This window comes from Methanospirillum sp. (genome assembly GCF_035560735.1).
In the GTDB taxonomy this organism is placed as follows: Archaea; Halobacteriota; Methanomicrobia; order Methanomicrobiales; family Methanospirillaceae; genus Methanospirillum.
Genome location: NZ_DATMYY010000025.1, coordinates 1 through 4,027 on the forward strand (window position 1 = coordinate 1; position 4,027 = coordinate 4,027).

Annotated in this window: 4 protein-coding genes; 3 read left to right on the plus strand and 1 reads right to left on the minus strand. The window is 48.2% G+C overall.

All coding sequences use genetic code 11. From position 1 onward, the window contains the following. Nucleotides 1–55 precede the first annotated feature (55 nt). The 3 genes from VN429_RS00685 to VN429_RS00695 are packed head-to-tail and all read left to right on the plus strand — an operon-like array spanning nt 56 to nt 3,027. Nucleotides 56–472, plus strand: a complete 417-nt coding sequence (locus tag VN429_RS00685) for an arsenate reductase ArsC (protein WP_325628697.1) — start codon at nt 56–58, stop codon at nt 470–472. Between the two features lie 51 nt (nt 473–523). Further along, nucleotides 524–2,185, plus strand: coding sequence for a 2-oxoacid:acceptor oxidoreductase subunit alpha (locus VN429_RS00690; protein ID WP_325628700.1), 1,662 nt, complete (start codon nt 524–526; stop codon nt 2,183–2,185). Further along, nucleotides 2,182–3,027 (plus strand): thiamine pyrophosphate-dependent enzyme, encoded by an 846-nt coding sequence (locus tag VN429_RS00695; RefSeq protein ID WP_325628702.1) that lies wholly within the window; start codon nt 2,182–2,184, stop codon nt 3,025–3,027. The genes VN429_RS00690 and VN429_RS00695 overlap by 4 nt, the downstream gene beginning before the upstream one ends. Here the strand turns inward: VN429_RS00695 and VN429_RS00700 are convergent. Continuing rightward, entirely contained in the window at nt 3,020–3,967 is a 948-nt protein-coding gene (locus VN429_RS00700; protein ID WP_325628704.1) for a tetratricopeptide repeat protein, read from the minus strand. The genes VN429_RS00695 and VN429_RS00700 overlap by 8 nt on opposite strands. Nucleotides 3,968–4,027 lie beyond the last annotated feature (60 nt).

Sequence of the window (4,027 nt, forward strand, 5' to 3'; positions counted from 1 at the left end):
GATCTGATTCAGTTGCCAGGAAATGCTCATCAGGTATCAGGAGGTAGATCTCAGCATGGCTGATATCAAAAAAACAGTTCTGTTTGTCTGTACCCATAACTCATTCCGTTCCCAAATCGCTGAAGGATATCTCCGATTTAAGTACGGGGATCGATATGAGGCATACAGTGCGGGGACACAACCAACCACTCTGGATCCCAGAGCAGTTCTGGTTATGACAGAGATCGGCATTGATATTTCTGGACAGACTTCAAAACCGCTTCTCGATTTCTTTGACAAGGACATTGATATCGCAGTCACTGTCTGTGACACTGCATCCGGTGCCTGCCCTATGGTCCCCGGTGCAGGAGTGGTCTTTCACCAGTCATTCCCTGATCACGGTGACTGTAATCCAGAAGAACCACAATGTCTGAAACACCTCCAGGATGTCAGGAACAGCATTACCAGATGGATAGATCAGACATTTGCCTGACAACTTTGAGCAGGTAACAAGTATAAAGAGATCAGGTGCAGAGATCTCCCCATGGAGGCGGAACAATTGTCTGAATACTCTGTCCTCATCGGAGGAAAAGCAGGAGACGGAATCGCACAGGCAGGTCAGTTGATTGCATCGATCTTCTCTGAACTGGGCTATTACGTTTATCAGTATATTGACTATCCGTCTCTAATCAGGGGTGGACATAACTTCTGTATCATACGGGCATCAGATAAACCGGTGTTTACTCATCGCACTGGTGTCGATCTGATCCTGGCACTCGATCAAAAGACTGCTGATCTACACACCAGTAATCTTACTACCAAAGGAACCGTGATCTATGACAGCCCAAAAGTCAAAACTGAGGGGCAGGCTCTACCTATTGAGGAGATCGTTGCCCAGTTCAAAGGCAGGGCTATCATGGGCAACACAGCAATGGTTGCCGGGTTCTGTGGGTGTGCCGGAATCCCCTGGAACCTGGTAGAGTCAGTTTTCAGAAAAAAACTGACCAAAGAGACTGATATTAACCTCCTTATCGCACGCGAAGCATTCTCCCGGATATCCCCGTGTATGCAGGTCCACCCGGTGGATGGAGCATCACCTCGACCACTTCTTTCAGGCAATGAGTGGATAGGCCTCGGCCTTCTGGCCGGTGGTATTGATGCATATGTTGCTTACCCGATGACACCTTCTTCCGGAGTTCTTCATTTCCTCGCCTCTGTAGCAGATGAGGCAGGTATCGATGTTGTCCATCCTGAAAGCGAGATAGCAGTTATTCTAATGGCACTCGGTTTCGCTTATGCTGGGAAAAAGGCTGCAGTAGGAACATCAGGGGGAGGATTCTGCCTGATGACAGAAGGGCTCTCTCTTGCAGGGATGTCAGAAGTTCCAATTGTGATCGTGCTCTCTCAACGGGGAGGGCCTTCAACCGGTCTCCCAACATATACAGCGCAGTCAGATCTCCTGTTTGCATGCCATGCAGGGCAGGGCGAGTTCCCAAGGTTCATCGCTGCCCCGGCAACACCTGTCGAAGCATTCAAGTGGGCAGCCGAATCTGTGCAACTCGCCTGGAGACTCCAGATTCCCGCATTCATCCTTTCAGACAAGACATTTTCAGAGGGAATATACACTCCTGAAACAACACCAGAGGTCAGGGCATATGCTCCGCTTCCATCCCCTTCATACCCGTACAAACGGTACGCAGATACTCCTGACGGGGTATCCCCGATTTTGGTCCCCCCGTATAAAGGAGAGGTGATCAAGGTGAACAGTTATACACATGACTACGCAGGGATCACTTCAGAAGATTCTGAAATGAGCATCGCCATGGTCCATAAACGGTTCAGGAAGGCTGAAAAACTTTCAGCCATGACTGACCAGCCAGGAGCAGTTTTCTGCGGCGGATCAGTTGAGGCAAAGACTACGATACTCTGCTGGGGGTCACCACGTGGTGTATGCAGTGAGGTTGCAGAAGAACTTGATTTGAGGCTGGTCTCTCCGGTTGTTATCTCCCCATTCCCTGCCAGTGAGTTCAAAAAAGCAATGCAGGGGGTTGAAAAAGTAATACTTGTAGAGGACAGTTCAACTGGTCAGCTCGACAAGATTTTAGCTCTTGAAGGGTACCGGACAGATGAGCTGATTCTGCGGTATGACGGGAGACCATTCGCAGTTGAGGAGTTGCTTGAGAAAGTACGGAGGGTTGCATCATGACTAGCGATGAAACACTGGTCACCCAGGCACAGAATACCTGGTGTCCGGGATGCGGAAACTTCGCGATTCAGCATGCCATGAAGTTCGTCATTCAGGAACTTGAGGCAGAAGGAATGTCACGTGACCAGTTTGTTCTGGTATCCGGGATCGGCTGCCACGCTAAGATTGCTGACTACTTCCAACTGAACAGTTTCTATTCACTTCACGGCAGAACTATCCCGGTTGCTACCGGTATCAAGATGGCAAACCCTGATCTCAAGGTTATCTGTTTTGCCGGTGATGGAGATCTGTATGCAGAGGGGCTAGATCATCTGATTCATGCAGCAAAGCGCAATATGGACATTACAGTCATATGCCATAACAACCGTGTCTATGGACTGACCACCGGGCAGTATACGCCGACTTCACCATACGGATACAAAGGCAAGTCAACCCCCCAGGGCCTTCATGAATATCCCCTAAATGTCATTGAACTACTGCTTGGATCCGGGGCCACCTTTGTTTCACGGGCATACTCCCGTCATTTGCCACACTTAAGACGTATCTTCAAAGAAGCAATCATGCATCCCGGATTCGCTCATGTTGATGTTCTTCAGATCTGCGCATCCTTCTTTAACATGACCACGTGGTACGATGAACGGATCTATGAAACCAGTGAATCAAACGCTGGTCTGTTCGAATTTGCCTGCCGGACTGCGCAACAGTGGAATTACAATGATGATGCGAAAATACCAATAGGCATCTTTTTCCAGACTAAAAAGCCGGTCCTCCCTGAGAAGAAGATAAAAAAAGAGGTCGATAGAAGTAGCCTAGTTAAAACAATTCTTGATAGGGCTACCTGATCTTCTTTTCCTTTTTTCTGGTTTTGAACAGTCGTACGACTCCGAGTGAAAGAATTGCCAGAAGGCCTATCCCAATCATAAGGTAATTTATCAAAAATATCGACGGAGGCAGTTTTATTTCTGAAGGGGCTTGTATGGTAAGCTGTCCCGAACTGTTCTCTTGTGCCTCCTGGGCAGCAGCCTGCTTATCCTGTTGAAGACGGGTCAGTGTATCTCCGTATTTCTGGGGGATATAACTCTCATCAAGTGAGATAGCCTGTTCAAATGCTTTAAGTGCCTCTTTCATCTTTCCCTGGTTGAAATAGGCACTACCTATATTGTTCCAGACCTCTGCAGATCCAGGGTAAACCGTTAAAGACTGGTTGAATGCTTCTGTTGCCTCTTCGTTCTTGAACATCTTGGCCAGAGTGAGACCTTTTTTGTTCCAGGTAGCATTGCTCCGTGGATCTACCTTCAGGGCTGCATCGTACATTGAGTCAGCCTCTGAGTACCGGTTCAGAGCAGCCAGAACATCTGCCTTGCCGTCAAGGTTCAGAAAAACATTCGGGTTGAGAGAGACTGCACGGTCATAGGCATCAAGAGAATCACGATACTTTCCAAGCATGAATAGTGCGCGTCCTTTTTTTCCGACTATTTCTGCATTGGTTTTGTCGATGCTAATTGCACGATCGTATGAATCTGCTGCCTCTGCATACCTTTCCAGTGCCATAAGGGCATCTCCCCGGAGTTTCCACCCTTCAGCATAATAGGCATCGAGCTGCAGTGCCTGATCATATGCTGCCATGGCACCCTGGAAATCCTTAGTTTCTGCCAGAGCTTTCCCTTTATTTGCCCAGATAGTGGCATCCTGTATGCTCTCTGCAGTTACCGGTACAAGTACCAGTGAAATCAGTATCTGCAGAAGAATGACCAGTACGATCTGTGTTATACGCCGGTTCATGGAAATTACCGTATTTCTGGCGGGTAAAGAGGGATCAGACGTGTAAAACTAGTACGACTC